General features: G+C 73.4%; 9 protein-coding genes. 3 read left to right on the forward strand and 6 right to left on the reverse strand.

The window, feature by feature from the left end:
* Positions 1–25 precede the first annotated feature (25 nt).
* The 4 genes from ftsE to D450_RS0109750 form a co-directional block, all read right to left on the reverse strand.
* Positions 26–715 carry a cell division ATP-binding protein FtsE gene (ftsE, locus tag D450_RS0109735; RefSeq protein ID WP_017538479.1) on the reverse strand — a complete coding sequence of 230 codons (690 nt, stop codon included), beginning with the start codon at positions 713–715 and terminating at the stop codon, positions 26–28.
* Positions 716–1045: 330 nt separating this feature from the next.
* Entirely contained in the window at positions 1046–2164 is a 1119-nt protein-coding gene (gene prfB, locus D450_RS0109740; protein WP_026128464.1) for a peptide chain release factor 2, read from the reverse strand.
* Positions 2165–2277: 113 nt separating this feature from the next.
* On the reverse strand, positions 2278–7143 hold the full coding sequence (locus D450_RS0109745; protein WP_017538481.1) for an NAD-glutamate dehydrogenase: 4866 nt from the start codon (positions 7141–7143) through the stop codon (positions 2278–2280).
* Between the two features lie 444 nt (positions 7144–7587).
* On the reverse strand, positions 7588–8358 hold the full coding sequence (locus D450_RS0109750; protein ID WP_017538482.1) for an HAD family hydrolase: 771 nt from the start codon (positions 8356–8358) through the stop codon (positions 7588–7590).
* Positions 8359–8495: 137 nt separating this feature from the next.
* Here D450_RS0109750 and D450_RS0109755 point away from each other — a divergent pair, with 137 nt between their 5' ends.
* Positions 8496–10118 carry a hypothetical protein gene (locus D450_RS0109755; RefSeq protein WP_017538483.1) on the forward strand — a complete coding sequence of 541 codons (1623 nt, stop codon included), beginning with the start codon at positions 8496–8498 and terminating at the stop codon, positions 10116–10118.
* A gap of 123 nt (positions 10119–10241) precedes the next feature.
* Here the strand turns inward: D450_RS0109755 and pruA are convergent, their stop codons facing one another.
* Positions 10242–11870 carry an L-glutamate gamma-semialdehyde dehydrogenase gene (gene pruA / locus D450_RS0109760; protein WP_017538484.1) on the reverse strand — a complete coding sequence of 543 codons (1629 nt, stop codon included), beginning with the start codon at positions 11868–11870 and terminating at the stop codon, positions 10242–10244.
* Between the two features lie 113 nt (positions 11871–11983).
* Between pruA and D450_RS0109765 the strand changes: the two genes are divergently transcribed.
* Entirely contained in the window at positions 11984–13111 is a 1128-nt protein-coding gene (locus D450_RS0109765; protein ID WP_017538485.1) for an AraC family transcriptional regulator, read from the forward strand.
* Positions 13112–13366: 255 nt separating this feature from the next.
* Here the strand turns inward: D450_RS0109765 and D450_RS0109775 are convergent, their stop codons facing one another.
* Positions 13367–14356 carry a lipase family alpha/beta hydrolase gene (locus D450_RS0109775; RefSeq protein ID WP_017538486.1) on the reverse strand — a complete coding sequence of 330 codons (990 nt, stop codon included), beginning with the start codon at positions 14354–14356 and terminating at the stop codon, positions 13367–13369.
* Between the two features lie 370 nt (positions 14357–14726).
* Here D450_RS0109775 and D450_RS0109780 point away from each other — a divergent pair, with 370 nt between their 5' ends.
* On the forward strand, positions 14727–15521 hold the full coding sequence (locus D450_RS0109780) for a MerR family transcriptional regulator (RefSeq protein ID WP_017538487.1): 795 nt from the start codon (positions 14727–14729) through the stop codon (positions 15519–15521).
* Positions 15522–15570: the final 49 nt, after the last annotated feature.

Consider the following 15570-nt stretch of genomic DNA (forward strand, 5'->3'; position numbering starts at 1 on the left):
TGAGGCCGACGTCGGGTGCCGGGTGTCAGTAGGCCTGGCCGTAGACGCCGCGCGTCTGGTCCCGGACGACCACGCCTTCTTCGAGCTCGATGACGCGCTTGCGCATCGAGTCGACGATCGCGGCGTCGTGCGTCGCCATGACGACCGTCGTCCCGGTCCGGTTGATCCTGTCGAGCACCTTCATGATGCCGATGGAGGTGGCCGGGTCGATGTTTCCGGTCGGCTCGTCGGCTAGCAGGATCTGCGGCCGGTTGACGAACGCGCGCGCGATCGCCACGCGCTGCTGCTCACCGCCGGAGAGCTCCTCGGGCATCCGGTCGGCCTTGCCTTCCAGGCCGACGAGCTCGACGACCTCGGGCACCACCTTGCGGATGAACCGCCGCGGCTTGCCGATGACCTCGAGCGCGAACGCGACGTTCTCGAAGACGTTCTTGTTCGGCAGCAGGCGGAAGTCCTGGAACACGCAGCCGATCCGGCGCCGGAGGTGCGGGACCTTCCAGTTGGACAGGCGCGCCAGGTCCTTGCCGGCGACGTGGACCCTGCCCTTGGTCGGCTTCTCCTCCTTGAGGACCAGCCGGAGGAACGTCGACTTGCCCGACCCCGAGGGGCCGACGAGGAAGACGAACTCACTCTTGTCGACGTCGATCGACACGCTGTCGAGAGCGGGTCGCTTCTGGGTCGTATAGACCTTGGTGACGTTATCGAAGTGGATCACAGGAGCATCACAAGGTTCTCGGAGATCGGGGCACCCGGGCGGACATCGGGGTTCCGCTCAGGGAGGGTCCGGCCGCCCGGCCGGCACAAGCTACCGGCCTGCGGGGCCAAACGACAGTGTAGAGGCGAACGCAACCCGGAATGTCCTTGATCGACACGGCCCCGGGGAGCGCCGGGCGCCCCTTCGGGCGCTCCGGCCTCGGCCGCCCTCTACCAAAGCAGCAGAACCGAGCATATCGGAACTGTCAACCGATCATAACGGTCGCGTATCAGGCCGCGCGCCGTCCGGGACTCGGCGCCGACACCCGGCTAAGCGCTCCCGCCCCGCGGCTCAGGCCCTGCCGTCCTTCTCCTGGCTGCGCATCCACCGGATCTCGGAGTCCAGGAAGGGGTCGATGTCACCCTCCAGGACGCCGGAGGTGTTGCCGGTCTCCATCCCGGTACGGGTGTCCTTGACGCTCTGGTAGGGGTGCAGCACGTAGTTGCGGATCTGCGTGCCCCAGCTGCTGGTGCCCTCGCCGCGCAGCTCCTGCAGCTCGGCGGCCTCCTGGTTGCGCTTGCGCTCCAGCAGCTTGGCCTGGAGCATGCCCATCGCAGTCGCCTTGTTCTGCAGCTGCGAGCGCTCGTTCTGGCAGGCCACGACGATGCCGGTGGGCGTGTGGGTGATGCGCACCGCCGAGTCGGTGGTGTTCACGCCCTGGCCGCCCGGGCCCGAGGAGCGGTAGACGTCGATGCGCAGCTCGCTCTCGTCGATCTCCACGTGGTCGCTCTTCTCGACCACCGGCACCACGTCCACCCCGGCGAACGAGGTCTGGCGCCGGTTCTGGTTGTCGAAGGGCGAGATGCGCACCAGCCGGTGGGTGCCGTGCTCGCCGCGCAGCGTGCCGTAGGCGTAGGGGGCCTTGACCGCGAAGGTGGTCGACTTGACGCCGGCCTCCTCGGCGTAGGAGGTCTCGTAGATCTCGGTGGGGTAGCCGTGCTGCTCGGCCCAGCGCAGGTACATGCGCTGGAGCATCTGCGTCCAGTCGGCCGCGTCCACCCCGCCCGCCTGGGCGTTGATCGACACCAGCGCCTCGCGCTCGTCGTAGGGGCCGCTGAGCAGGGTGCGCACCTCCAGCTCGCCGATGTCGGCGCGCAGCGACTCCAGCTCGCGGTCGGCCTCGGCCCTGGCGTCGGCGTCCTCCTCGGAGGCGGCCAGCTCGAAGAGCACGCCGGCGTCCTCCAGCCGCTGGCGGATCGAGCCGACCTTGTTGACGGTGGACTCCAGGTTCGCCAGCTTGCGGGTGACCGCCTGGGCGTGGTCCTGGTCGTTCCACAGCTCCGGGTCGGCAGACTGCTCGCGCAGCTCGGCGATCTCGGTGTTCTTGGCGTCCAGGTCGAGGACGGCTTCGACGCTCGCCATCGTGGACGCGAGTTCCTTGAGCTTTTCTGCGGGGTCTAGGTCTGCCACGCCCCCAAGTCTAGGGCGTGGTGCGAAGGCCCGCGCGCGGCGGAGCCGCGCGCGGGCCTCGTGCGATGCGGTGGGCGATCCGGTGTGCGCGCCGGTGCCCTAGGGGCCCGGGCTCACTCCTCGGCCAGGGAGCGGATGGAGCGCAGCGCCACCGACAGCGTCGCCAGGTCGAAGCGCTCGGTCTCCCAGATCTCCGACATGGTGCGCCCCGCCTGCCGCACCCGGTCGGCGTTCTGCTCGCTCCACTGCTCGGCCAGCCGGTCGGCCGACTCCCCGGCCGAACCGGAGAGCAGCACGTCCCGGGTCAGCTCGGCGTGCGTGGCGTACAGGTCGTCGCGGACCGCCGAGCGCGCCATGGTCGCCCACCGGTCGTCGCGCGGCAGGGCGATGATGCGCTCGCGCAGCCGGGAGATCTGCAGCCGGTCGGCCAGGTGGAAGTAGACCTCGGCTACCTCGCGCACCGGGCGCCCGGTCCGGTCGGCGACCGCCACCAGGTCGAAGGCGGAGTAGGCGGGGACCATCCCGGCGACCCGCTCGGCCAGCTCCACCGGCACCCCCCGGCCCTTGAGCGCGTCCCGGCGCTCGCGGAAGGCGACCAGGTCCCGGCCCTGCAGCAGCTCGGGCAGCTGCGGCACGATCACCGAGGCCCCCTCGGAGAAGAACGCCACCTCCGAGCCCAGGTCGAAGCGGCTGGGCCGGTTGCGCAGCAGCCAGCGCGCGCAGCGCTCGGTGAGCTTGCGGGCCTCCAGCATCATCTGCAGCTGGGTGTCGACGTCGATGAGGTGGTCCAGCTCCTCGACCGCGCGCCAGAAGTCGCGCAGCCCGAAGACCTCCATCGCCACCAGGTAGGCGCGGACGATGTCGTCGGCCGAAGCGCCCAGCTCCTCGTTCATCCGGAAGGCGAAGGTGGAGCCGGACCAGTTGACCATGTCGTTCACCACCTGGTTGGTGATGATCTGGCGGGCCAGCGGGTGGTCGGGCATCGCGTCGGCGTAGCGCTCCCGCAGCGGCGTGGGGAAGTAGTCCACCAGGGTCCGCCGCAGGTAGGGATCGCCCGGCAGGTCCGAGTCGATCACCTGGTCCTTCAGGTCGATCTTGGTGTAGGCGATGATCACCGCGAACTCGGGGGCGGTCAGCCCCTGGCCGGCCGAGCGCCGCGCCGCGATCGCCTTGTCGTCGGGCAGGAACTCCAGCTTGCGGTCGAGCCCGCCGTCGCGCTCCAGCCGGCGCAGGTAACGCGCGTGGACGTGCAGCATGGAGGTGGTCTGCTTGCGGGCGGCCGCCAGCACGACGTTCTGCGCGTAGTTGTCGTCCAGGACCAGGTCGGCGACCTCGTCGGTCATCTCCATGAACAGGCGGTCGCGCTCGGCGGCGGGCAGCCGGCCGGCGCGCACCTCCCGGTCCAGCATGATCTTGATGTTCACCTCGTGGTCGGAGGTGTCCACGCCGCCGGAGTTGTCGATGAAGTCGGTGTTGACCCGGCCGCCGGCCAGGGCGTACTCGATCCGGCCCGCCTGGGTCAGGCCCAGGTTGCCGCCCTCGCCCACGACCTTGCAGCGCAGGTCGGCGCCGTCGACCCGGACCGGGTCGTTGGCCTTGTCGCCGACCTGGGCGTCGGTCTCGGTGGAGGCCTTGACGTAGGTGCCGATGCCGCCGTTCCACAGCAGGTCCACCGGGGCCTTGAGGATGCACCGGATCAGCTCGAACGGGGTGAGGGCCTGCACCTGGCCGTCGATGCCCAGGGCCGCCTTGACCTGCGGGGTGAGCGGGATCGACTTGGCGGTGCGCGGGTGCACGCCGCCGCCCTCGGAGATCAGCGAGGCGTCGTAGTCGGCCCAGGTGCTGCGGGGCAGGGCGAACATCCGCTCGCGCTCGGCGTAGGAGCGCTCGGGGTCGGGGTCGGGGTCGAGGAAGACGTGCCGGTGGTCGAAGGCGGCGATCAGGCGGGTGTGCCGGGACAGCAGCATGCCGTTGCCGAACACGTCGCCGGACATGTCGCCGACGCCGACCGCGGTGAAGTCCTCGCTCTGGACGTCCGTCCCCATCTCACGGAAGTGGTACTTGACCGACTCCCAGGCGCCGCGGGCGGTGATGCCCATGGCCTTGTGGTCGTAGCCCACCGACCCGCCGGAGGCGAAGGCGTCCCCGAGCCAGAAGCCGCGCTGCTTGGCGATGGCGTTGGCGGTGTCGGAGAAGGTCGCGGTGCCCTTGTCGGCGGCCACCACCAGGTAGGTGTCGTCGCCGTCGTGGCGCACCACCGAGGCCGGGTACTCCACCTTGCCGTCGACCAGGTTGTCGGTGACGTCCAGCAGGCCGCTGATGAACTGCTCGTAGCAGGCGACGACCTCGGCCATGACCGTGTCCCGGTCACCGGAGGGCAGGCGCTTGCATACGAAGCCGCCCTTGGCGCCGCTGGGCACGATCACCGAGTTCTTCACCATCTGCGCCTTGACCAGGCCCAGGATCTCGGTGCGGAAGTCCTCGGGCCGGTCCGACCAGCGCAGGCCGCCGCGGGCGACCGAGCCGAAGCGCAGGTGCACGCCCTCCATGCGCGGGGAGTAGACGAACATCTCGAAGCGCGGGCGCGGCTCGGGCAGGTCGGGGATGGCCTGCGGTTCGAGCTTGTAGACCAGGTAGGGCTTGGGCCGCCCGTCGGCGCCGGTCTGGAAGTAGTTGGTGCGCAGGGTGGCGTGCACGCAGGCGGCGAAGGCGCGCAGGATGCGGTCGTGGTCCAGGCTGGCGACCTGGTCCAGCTCGCCGCGGATCTCCTCGGCGATGGCCTCGGTGCGCTCGGAGCGCCCGGCCTCGTAGTGCGGGTCGAAGCGCGACTCGAACAGGCGCACCAGCAGCTCGGCCACGTGCGTGTTGGCGGCCAGCACCCCGGCCATGTAGTCGGCGGTGAAGGTGGTGCCGGTCTGGCGCAGGTACTTGGCGTAGGCGCGCAGGATGGTCAGCTGGCGCCAGTCCAGGCCCGCCTTGACCACCAGGGTGTTGAACCGGTCGGACTCCCCGCGCCCCTCCCACAGGGCGCTGAAGGCGTCCTCGAACAGGAACTTGAACCGGTTGTCGGGGACCGCGGCGCCGTCCATGGGGGCCAGGCCGAAGTCGTAGATCCAGGCGCGGCCCTCGCCGCCGCGGGAGGCGTCGTGGGCGGCGATGCCGTAGGGGCGCTCGTCGACCACCTCCACGCCCATGTTCTCCAGCAGCGGCAGCACCTTGGACAGCGACACCGGGGCGCCGCGGCGGTAGAGCTTGAGGTGCCAGGCCCCGGAGTCGGGGTCCTTGCGGTGCAGGTTGACCGCGAACCCGCCCTCGGGCAGGTCCCGCAGCCGGGACAGGTCGTCGACCGCGGTCCGCGGGTCGGTGTCGACCTTGTAGCCCTCGGGCAGGGCCTCGCCGAGCCCGCGCACCGCCCGCATGCCCTCGTCGGCGCCGTAGCGGGTCTTGAGCTCGGCCTGCAGGTCGTCGTCCCAGGAGCGGGTGGCGGCCACCACGCGCCGCTCCAGGGCGGCGCGGTCGACGTCGGCCAGGGCGCGGCCGCGCGGGGCGCGCACCACCAGGTAGAGGCGGGCCAGCGAGGAGGAGCCGACCATGACGCTGTGGTCCATGGAGGCGCCCTGGAAGGCCTCGTCGAGCACGTCCTGGATGTCGAGGCGGACCTGGGTGTTGTAGCGGTCCCGCGGCATGTAGACCAGGCAGGACATGTACCGGCCGTAGGGGTCGCGGCGCAGGAAGAGCTTGGCGCCGGGGCGCTCGCGCAGCCGCAGCACGCCCATGACCACGTCGTACAGGTCGTCGACGGGGGTCTGGAAGAGCTCCTCTCGGGGGAAGCCCTCCAGGATCTCCGCCAGGTCCTTGCCGTCGTAGCTCTCGGGGTCGAACCCGGCGCGGTCCAGGACCTCGGCCTGCTTGCGGCGCAGCAGCGGGATCTGGCGGATGCCGGTGGTGGCGGCCTCGTGGGTGTAGAGCCCGAGGAAGCGGCGCTCGCCGACGATGCGGCCCTGGTCGTCGAAGCGCTTGACGCCGACGTAGTCCAGGTACTTGGGGCGGTGGACGGTGGCCCGGGAGTTGGCCTTGGTCAGCACCAGTGCGTGCGGCTCGCGGGCCTTGGCGCGCACGGGCGGGGGCAGCGCGGCGAAGCTGCTGGAGGCGGGGGCGTCCATCCGCAGGATGCCCAGCCCGGTGCCGGCCCGCGGCCCCAGGGCGTCGTTGCCCTCCTCGTCGGCGGCCAGGTCGTACTCGCGGTAGCCCATGAAGTGGAAGTGGCCGTCGGCGACCCAGCGCAGGAAGGCCTCGCTCTCGGAGGCCTCGGCGGGGTCGACGCCGCCGGCGCGCATCGCCTCGGCGGCCGCGGCGAGCTCGTCGGCGAGCTCGGTGGCGCGGGCGCGCATCTTGGCCTTGTCCTCGTCCACGGCGCGCACGTCGCCCAGCACCCGCTCCAGGTCGGAGGCGACCTCCTTGAGCACGGTGGGGTCGCTCTGCCGCTCGACCTCGATGTGCATCCACGACTCGGGCAGCGGCAGCAGGCCGTCCTCACCGGCGGCCGGCTCGACCTCGCGCAGGTGCCCGGCCAGGTCGCGGGCGACGCTGAGCTGGGGGTGGACCACCAGGCGCACGGCCAGGCCCTGCCGGTTGAGCTCCATGGTGACCGAGTCGACGAGGAAGGGGGCGTCGTCGGTGACCACCTCGACCACGGTGCGGTCCAGGTCCCAGCCGTCGTCGGCGGCCGTGGGGTTGAACACCCGCACCTTGGCGCGGCCCTGCGGGCGCTCCGCGGCGAAGCGGTAGTGGGCCAGGGCCGGGGCGCACAGGCCGGCGGGCGAGCGCTCCTTCAGCTCCTCGGGGTCGACGTGGCGGTAGTACAGGCGCAGAAAGCGTTCGGTCCGGTCCGGATCGGCGGTGGTGCCGCCGTCGGCGGACCACTGTTCGGCCGCCTCGCGGACCAGCCGGTCCTGAACGGCGTCGGTCTGCCCGGGCATGTTCGATCTCACTCCCTTGTGAGCCGTCGGGGGTCGATCATCGGGTGATGCGACTTGTGAAGTTCTGTGAGGGCCGGCGCGCCGCCGCCGCCCCGCGGCCGGGCCGCGGGGCGGCGGCGTCCCGTTCGGGACCCTGTGCGCACAGGTGGGGGCTGCGGCGGCCGGACTCCGTTGTCCGGCCAGCGCCCGTGGAACAGGCTACTCCGTTTCACACGGCACAACCCTTACCAACGCCGACCAACGTCGTTAACAGTACGTTTCCGCCATCAAGGCCCCGAACGGCGATCGACGGACGATCCTCGACGGGGTACACCAGCGACGCTACGCGGGAGGGCGCGGCGCGGCCAGCCTTGCAGGCGCGCTGTCCCAAGTCGGCCCCGGGGACGGCGGGACGGTCCGCATCCCCCTAGTACTACCCGATCCCGGCGCCGGGCGGGGGCGTGCTCAGCCGATTCCGGTGCCTGGCGGGTCGGTCGCCTTGAGCACCGCGCCGACCACCGCCCGGGGGTCGGTCAGGTCCTCCAGCACCTGCTCGGCGCCGGAGGCGCGCAGCTGGGACTCGGTGGCCGAGCCGCTGAGCACCCCGATCGGCGCGGCGCGGCCGATCACCGCGGCCTCCACGTCGCGCACCGAGTCGGTGATGTAGACGGTGGAGCGCTCGGGGAACTCCGCGCCGCGCGCCTCGGCGGCGCGCATCCGGGTGAACTGGATCAGGCTGGCCTTGGGGTAGCCCTCGGACCCGAATCCGCCCAGGGACAGGTCCAGGTACCCGTCGAGGCCGAAGGCCTGGAGCTTGGCCACGGCGTTGGGCTTGATGGTGCCGGTGACCACGGTCTGCACGGTGTCCTCCATCGCGGCCACGGCGGCCAGCGCCTCGGCGGCGCCGGCGGCGGCGCGCGCCCGCGCCGGGAGCTGGTCGCGGCGGCGGACGAAGCCGTCGGCCAGGGCCTGCACGAACTCGGCCAGCGGCTCCTCGCCCGGCTCGATGTCCACGTCGTTGCGGGCGAAGAACTCGAAGAACACCTCCGAGTCGGTGCGCCCGGCGGTGGCGGCCAGGTAGACCAGCGGCGTCCCGGTGGCCCGCTCGAACGCCTCCGCGTAGGCGGAGCGCGTGACCTGCGCTGCGTCGACGAGCGTGGGGTCGACGTTCCACAACACGAGGCGGCTGATGGCAGTCTCCTTGAAGGCGAAGGGGCGGCGACCGACGCCTTCCATAGTGCCGCAATCCCGGAACCGGCGGCCTCCCGCGGGCGTCCCATCGCCGGTGGTGCTCCCCCGGCGCCCCCGGCACGGCACGGGTGCGGGAGCATCACGGTGTCGCGGGCCACGGAGGACGGAGCGGACGGGCGGGCATGAGCGTATTCGGCGGGGACGGGCTGATCGAGCCGGGCTTCTTCTCGGGGGACGACAGCTGGGGCGGGCAGCAGACCGACCGGGCCCAGAACGCGGCGATCCGCACCCTGCGGGGCCAGGTCAACGACGAGCGCCGCCGCCTCAAGTCCGAGCTGCGGAGCATCCGGGGGTCGCTGGAGCAGCGCTTGGACCGCATGGCCGCCTCCTTCGACGCGTTCGTCGAGCTCAGCGACGTGCGCGAGCAGCTGGTGGCGTTCGCCGGGGCGGCGATGGTGCGGCGGCGGGTGCTCGCCGTGCTCGACGGGGCCGACCCGGACCCGGACCTCCTGCGGCGACCCGGGGCCGGCACCGAGGGCTACTGGCTGGTCCCGGCGGCCCACGGCCTGGCCGACCTGCTCTCCGGCGATCTGGGCGGAGCGCAGCGGCACCTGTCCGAGGCCGCCGACCTCGATGCGGAGCGGGCGGGAACGTTCGCCCTGCTCGCGGCGGCCCTACGGGCCCCGGAGGCGGCGCCGGCGCTGGCCGAGTGGATCCTTCCGGGGATCATGCCCGAACCGCCGGAGCACCTGGCGGCCCACCAGTACGCCCTCCTCCTGCTCGCCGCCGAGGGGCGGCTGGGCGAGGGGCCGCGCGACCGGCTGCTCACCGGGGGGCGGCTCCTGCTCCGCGAGGCCACCGGAGGGTCCGCCGCCGACGACCCGGAGGCGCTGCTGGCGCCCCTGCTCTCCGGAGCGCAAGGGCCGCCCCGGGAGCCGACCGGGCTGAGCGGGACCGGACCGGTGCGCCAGGCCCTGGAGGCCGGATCCCGCCTCGCCCGATTGAGGACGGTGATCGAAGGGCACGCCGAGCGCACGGGAGACGACGGGGCCGCGCCCTCCTCCCCCGCCCTGGCCGCGGCGGCGCCCGCCCTGCGCCTGCTGGTCGAGGAGGGGAGCCCCGAGGAGGCACCGCTGCTGCACCGGGCGGGACAGCTGCGGTCGGTCGTGGAGAGCGGCGGCGGAACGGCGGACGGCGCCGAGCCGCGGTCCTGGAACGACGCGGCGGGGGTGACTCTGGACCTGCTGATGGGGTCGGCGTTCTCCGCGCGCAGCGCCCCGGGGACCCGGCGGTTCGCGCTGGACCTGTTCGCACCGGTGGTCCGCGACGGGGCCCGGGCCCTGGAGGAGCGCGCGACCGTCCCGCTCCCGGAGCTGGTGACCGCCCGCGAGCGCGGGGTGGAGGTGGCGGTCGGCGCCTCCGGCCCCGACCCCTCGTCGCTCCGGACGGCCCGCGAGCGACTGTCGGCGCAGGGCGACGACTCCGAGGTCCGCGGGGTCCTGATCCAGGCCGCCATGGCCGGGGCGTCCTCCCTGGCCTGCATGGTCGCGGCGGCGGCGATGTCCTCTCCGTTGCTGTGGGTGCTCACCGTCATCACGGGGCTCGGCGCAGGCTGGCTGGCCTGGCGCCTCGCAGAGGCCCGCGCCGCGCTCCGGACCGGGCGCGAGTACACGCTGAGCTCCCTGGAGCGCAAGGCGCTGTCGGCGGCGCGCTCATGGGCGAAGTACCGGTCCCACGCAGAACAGGCCCAGGCCCGCGCCCGCGAGGACGCCGAGGCGATCGAGCGCCTCCTGGCCGCGGACTGACGACGGGGACCGGCGGAGGCCACCGCCCCCTGCCCGGCCCTCAGGAGGCGCGGTCCGCCTCCGCGCCGGGGCCGGTCGCCCGTCCCGCGTGTTCACCGCGTTCGGCTGTCGCCGGGTACGCCCTCACCCCATGTGCGGGTAGCGCCAGTCCGTCGGGGGGACGAAGGACTCCTTGATCGCTCTCGGGCTCGCCCAGCGGACCAGGTTGAAGATCGAACCGGCCTTGTCGTTGGTGCCGGAGGCCCGGGCCCCGCCGAAGGGCTGCTGGCCGACGATGGAGCCGGTCGGCTTGTCGTTGATGTAGAAGTTGCCGGCCGAGAAGCGCAGCGCCGCGTCCGCCTTCTCCACCGCCGCCCGGTCGCGGGCGATCACCGCCCCCGTCAGCGCGTACGGCGCGACGTCGGCCATCTGGGCCAGCACCCGCTCGTAGTGGTCGTCCTCGTAGACGTGCACCGCCAGGATCGGGCCGAAGTACTCGGTGCGGAACACCTCGTCCTCGGGGTCGTCGCACTCCAGCACCGTGGGCTGCACGAAGTAGCCCTCGGAGTCGTCGGCGGCGCCCCCGGTCAGGATGGTGATGGAGTCGGTGGCCTTGGCCCTGCGCAGGGCCTCGGCGTTCTTGGCGAACGCCCGGTCGTCGATCACCGCCCCCATGAAGGTGGACAGGTCGGCGGTGACGTCGCCCATGGTCAGCGACTCGGTCTCGGACAGCAGCCCGTCGCGCATCCGGTGCCACAGGCTGCGCGGCACGTACGCGCGCGAGGCCGCCGAGCACTTCTGCCCCTGGTACTCGAACGCCCCGCGGATCATGGCGGTGCGCAGCACGTCCGGGTCGGCCGAGGAGTGGGCGACGATGAAGTCCTTGCCGCCGGTCTCGCCGACGATGCGCGGGTAGGACCGGTAGCCGTCGATGTTCTCCCCGGCGGTCCGCCACAGGTGCTTGAAGGTCCGGGTGGACCCGGTGAAGTGGATCCCCGCCAGGTCCGGCTGGGACAGCGCCACCCGGGAGACCGCCTCGCCGTTGCCGGTGACCATGTTGACCACCCCGGGCGGCATGCCGGCCTCCTCCAGCAGGCGCATGAGCCACCACGCCGCCGGGGTCTGGGTCGGCGAGGGCTTCCACACCACCACGTTGCCCATCAGCGCGGGCGCCGTGGGCAGGTTGCCGGCGATCGCGGTGAAGTTGAACGGGGTGATCGCCAGCACGAAGCCCTCCAGCGGGCGCAGCTCCTGCCGGTTCCACACCCCCCGCACCGACAGCGGCTGCTCGGCGTACAGCCGCCGGGCGAAGTGCACGTTGAAGCGCCAGAAGTCGATCAGCTCGCAGGCGGCGTCGATCTCGGCCTGCTGCACCGACTTGGACTGGCCGAGCATCGTGGCGGCGTTCACCGTCGCCCGCCACGGCCCGGCGAGCAGGTCGGCGGCGCGCAGCAGGACGGCGGCGCGGTCGTCGATCGACATGGCCCGCCAGGCGGGCGCGGCGGCCCGGGCGGCCTCGATCGCGGCGCGCACGTCGTCGTCGGTGGCCTCGGGCATGCGGCCCAGGACGTGGGCGTGCCGGTGCGGGACGACCGCGGGAAGGGGCGGCCCGCCGCCCATCCGGCGCTCGCCCCCGATGGTCTGGTCGAGCCGGGCCTCCTCGCCGCTCTGGCGGACGATCTCGGCCTCCAGCTCGGCGCGCTCGGGCGTCCCCGGGGCGTAGCTCAGGTTCGGCTCGTTGACGGGTTCGGGCACGCGGGTCACGGCATCCATCGTCAGCCTCCAGGACGGGTCTGCGGTCAGGCATACCCGAGCGGGTGGCGGGGGTCACATTTTCCCGCTCGCCCCCCGTGACCGCTGCGTCGCGTCCGCGCTACGTTGCGCTCATGGCCGGTGAGGCGTCCTCCGCAGACGTGCCCGCCGCCGCGGTGCGCGCGGTGCTGTGGGGTGCGCGCCGCCAGGGGGTGGCGTGCGGCCCGCTGCTGCTGCGTGCGGGCATCCCGCCGTCGGCGGCCGACGGGCGGGCGGGAGCGCACAGTGCACACGGGGCGCACGGGGCCCATGTGCCCGCCGACCGCTTCGCGCGGCTGGTGCGCGAGGCCTGCGCCGTCCTGGGCGACGAACTCCTCGGGCTGGCACCGGGGCGGGTCCCGCCGGGCGGCTTCGCGATGATGTGCCGGGCCGCCCTGCACAGCCGCGACGCGGGGGCCGCGCTGCGGCGGGCCGCCGCGTTCTACGCGCTCTTCCCGGGCGGCCCGCGCCCGAGGCTGGGCCCGGGGCCGCGCCCCGGCACGGTCCGCTGGGCGTTCACCGGGCGCCCGCGGGACGCGCCGCCGCCGGTGCGCGGCTTCGCCGAGGCGTGCCTGCTGGGGGTCACCGTGCGGACGCTGGAGTGGGCGGTGGACCGGCCGGTCCGCCCGCTGGCCGCGGAGGTCTCTCCCGGCGCCGACGTGCGCAGGCTGCCCGCGAGGGCCGTTCCCGGCGGCCGGCCGGTGCCCGGGGCGGGGCCGGCGCTGGTGCTGGACGAGCGGGACCTGGCGGTGCCGCTGGTGCGCTCGGAGGCCGAGCTGGAGCACCTGCTGTCCGGCGTCCCGGCGGGCCTGCTGCGGGCGCCGCGCGGCCCGGTGGCGGTGGCCGAGCGGGTGGCGCGGCTGCTGGCCCGCTCCCCCGAGGGGCCGCCGAGCGCCGAGCGGACGGCGGCGGTGCTGGGCATGAGCCCGCCGACGCTCCGCCGCCGCCTGCGCACCGAGGGGACCTCCTTCCGCAGGATCCGCGAGCGGGTGCTGTGCGAGGCGGCCATGGCGATGCTCGCCGAGGAGGGGGCGAGCGTCGCCCGGACGGCGGAAAGGCTCGGTTTCGCCGAACCGAGCGCGTTCCAGCGGGCGTTCAAGCGCTGGGCGGACACGACCCCGGGCGCCTACCGCGACGCCCTGCGCGGCGGAGCGGACCTGCAGAGAGCAGGAGCCGCGATCGAGAGCGGCGGATTCAGCGCCCGGGACCGCCGAAGGCGGTGATCCCGGCACTCTCGATGGACCTGTCCGCCGGCACGGCCTCCGTGCCGGTCGGGGCGGAGGAAAGCGCGCCCCTGTAGAGGACACGGCCGGCCCGGAGAGGGAGGCCGCTCGCACGGCCGCGGGACGTTCACGCACGATCCGGATCGACGACGGGTGGGGCCGCGCGCCCTCGTTCCGCCGACGCGCCTCCGGACCGCCCGGGAACGGGTCACCGCTCGCGGACGGGCCGGGGCGCCGGGCACGCACCGTGCGCCGTCAGATGCAGAGGGGCGGCCGGGCCGACTCGGGGTCGAGGGCGTTGAAGACGTACCGGTGCACCACCGGGTCGAAGGCCACGCCGATGTGGCCGGACAGGTCGGTCCGGCACCGGTCCTGGAGCACGATGTTGGTGACGTCGTCGCCCTCCAGGAACCCGCTGGTGTACGGCTGCACGAGGAAGTCGTACTTCGTCATGACGGTCGTGTAGGTGACGCCCGGGACGGCGGCCCCGCCCTCGTTCATCTCCTCCAGGAACTCCGACCCGGTGAGGAACTGGCGGCACGGCCCGCAGATCTCGTCGACCGAGCGGCCCAGGGTCGGGCCGAGCCCCCACTCCTCGCCGATCCTGTTGACCTCCGAGGCCCCGAAGAAGCGGGTGCCGTCCCACAGCGGGGTCAGGGCCACGTAGTTGGCGACCTTGTCGGCTCCGCCCAGGAACTTGACGTAGTGGTTCGGCATCAGGCTGCCCTCGGAGTGGCCGACGATGTCGACCTCCTCGGCGCCCGTCGCCTCCAGGACCCGGTCCACGTAGTCGGACAGCTCCTGGGCGCTCTCCTCCATCGGGACGGCGCCGCCGACCGCGCTCAGCGGCAGCGGCAGCTCCGAGCGCAGGCCGTAGGTGGGGGCGAAGACGCAGTAGCCGCGCAGGGCCAGGCGCGGCGAGAGCGCCTGCCAGTTGGCGAACCCGTTGGCGCCGTAGCCGTGCAGCAGGACCACCGGGCGCGGGTGGTCGTCGGTGGGCTCGCAGTCGAAGTCGTTGGCGCCGGGCGCGTCCGGCCAGGGGTCCTCTCCGGCGGCAGCGGCGGCCGGGTCGGGCTCGGGCAGCTCGGGCGGGCCGTAGGGAGCGGCCGCCCCGTCCTCGGCGGCCGTCGGCGCCGGCGCCTGCGGGGTGTCGGCGGCCGCGGGCGCCGCGGTCGCGAGCAGCAGCGCGGCCGCCAGCGCCGAGGCGGCCGCGAGCAGGGGATGCGGTGGGGTGCGGGGGGACACATGGCCTCCAGGGGGTCGGGGGCGGGGTGTGCCCTTGAAGCTAGGAGGGCGTCCCGCAACGTGCGATGCCGGAAGTGATCAGCCTGACCCGCAGTTCCGCTCACCGGGGTCCGCGGAGCCCGCCTGGGGTTCGTGCTGCACCGAATCCGTCGGCCGGTGCCGCACGACCGCTCGGCCCCCGGACGGCGACGCCTCAGTGGTGCCCCAGCGGTGCCGCGGTGCCCGCGTTCAGGGGCCCATTGTCCCCCTCGGCGGCGGAGATCCCTCGCCGACACGCGTCCGCCGTCCGGAAGGACTCCGAACGACGCATCGACGACCTGCGAGAACAGGCCTTGAAGGTGACGCGGCGTCACGTTCTAGGGTCGTCGTCATGGCACCTGAGGAGGCCGCCTACAAGGTGGGCGAACTGGCCCGGGCATCCGGGCTGACCGTCCGGACGCTGCGCTACTACGACCGGATCGGGCTGCTGTGCCCGTCCCGGTGGACCGGCGGCGGGCACCGTCTCTACGGGGAGGCGGAGGTCCGGCGGCTGTACCGGATCCTGCTGATGCGCGGGGCCGGGCTCTCGCTCGCCGACATCGGACGGGCGCTGGACGACCCGGACTGGGACCTGCCCGGGGCCGTCCGGGGCCACCTGGCCTCCCTCGACGGGCGGCTCGCCGCGGCGCACCGGCTGCGCGACCGCCTCTCGGCGATGGCCGCCACGCTCGACCGCGCGGACGTTCCCACCGCGGTGGAGTTCTTCGAGGCGATGGAGGAGATGGCCATGGTGGACGGCACGGTCCGGCGACGGATCTCGATCCTGGTGTACGAGGACATCGCGGCGATGCACGACTACCTGGTCCGGGTGTTCGGACTGGGCGCCGGGCCGCTCGCCCACGACGGACAGGGCCGCTGCGTGCACGGCGAGGTCGACGCCGGGGACGGCGTGATCTGGCTGCACCGGCAGGCCCCCGAGTACGGTCTGGCCTCGCCGAAGGCGCTGGGGGCCGCCACCGCGACCACGGCGGTGATGGTGGGCTCGGTCGACGAGCACTACCGGCGGGCGGTGGCCGAGGGCGCCGACATCGTCTACGCGCCCGTCGACCAGCCCTACGGCTACCGGGAGTACTCCGCCCGGGACCCCGAAGGGGCCCTGTGGTCGTTCATGGCACCGGCGGAGTGATCCGCGACGGCGCCCCCGGCATCCGAGGGCGCTGACCGGGCGGCGGATC

This window comes from Nocardiopsis halophila DSM 44494 (assembly GCF_000341245.1).
GTDB classification, from domain to species: Bacteria; Actinomycetota; Actinomycetes; order Streptosporangiales; family Streptosporangiaceae; genus Nocardiopsis_A; species Nocardiopsis_A halophila.